This window comes from Roseateles sp. P5_E1, assembly GCF_054049335.1.
In genome coordinates this window covers 1-853 of the sequence record NZ_JBFUMN010000157.1, presented here as the reverse complement: position 1 = coordinate 853, position 853 = coordinate 1, and the positions used below count along the sequence as shown (strand labels likewise).

The following is an 853-nucleotide window of genomic DNA, read 5'->3' as shown; positions in this document are numbered from 1 at the left end:
GTCCGGGCGCGGCACCGAGGCCAGGATCTCCAGCTGCTCGATCGCCTCGGGATGCCCGTCGGCGGCGGCGGCCTGCACCTGTGCCAGGCTGGGGTGGACCACCAGCAGGATCGGATTCTCGCAGTGCGGGCAGTCGAACTGCGCCTCGTCTTCGTGCAGTTCCATGGGCATCTGGCGCGCGCTGCCCTGCCACTCGCAGGCAGGGCAGGTGTAGCGCGCATCGCGCCAGCCGGGTTGGAAATAGTTGTCCAGGGTCAGGGCCATGCGGGGTCCGGAATCAATGCAGCAGGATCAGGGTGGCCAGGCCGAGGAAGCTGAAGAAGCCCATGACGTCGGTGACCGCGGTGACCACCACGGTACCGGCCACGGCCGGGTCGACGTTCATGCGCTTGAGCATCAGCGGCAGCAGCACGCCGGCCAGGGCGGCCGCGCAGAAGTTGATGACCAGCGCCATGGCGATCACCAGCGACAGCAGGAAACTGTGGAACCACACATAAGCGATGATGCCCACCACCGTGCCGATCAACGTGCCGTTGATCAGCGCCACGCGCGATTCCTTCCACAGCAGGATGCGTGCATTGCTCGGGCCGACCTGGCCCAGCGCGATGCCGCGCACCATCAGGGTCAGCACCTGCACCGCTGCGTTGCCGCCGACGCCGGCCACGATCGGCATCAGCACSGCCAGGGCGACCACCTTCTGCAGGGTCAGCTCGAACTGGCCGATCACGCTGGCGGCCAAGAACGCGGTGCACAGGTTGATGCCCAGCCAGACCACGCGGCCGCGTACGGCGCGCTTGATCGGCGAGAACAGATCTTCTTCTTCGTCCAGGCCGGCGGCGCCCAGCGCCTGGTG

General features: G+C 67.6%; 2 protein-coding genes. Both read right to left on the bottom strand.

Annotated features, from left to right (window positions below; translation table 11 throughout):
* Positions 1-264 (bottom strand): hypothetical protein (locus tag ACXJKJ_RS30315; RefSeq protein ID WP_457395104.1); only part of this gene is annotated, 264 nt, incomplete at its 3' end.
* A gap of 13 nt (positions 265-277) precedes the next feature.
* On the bottom strand, positions 278-853 hold a 576-nt coding region (locus ACXJKJ_RS30310), incomplete at its 5' end, for a magnesium transporter (protein ID WP_457395101.1).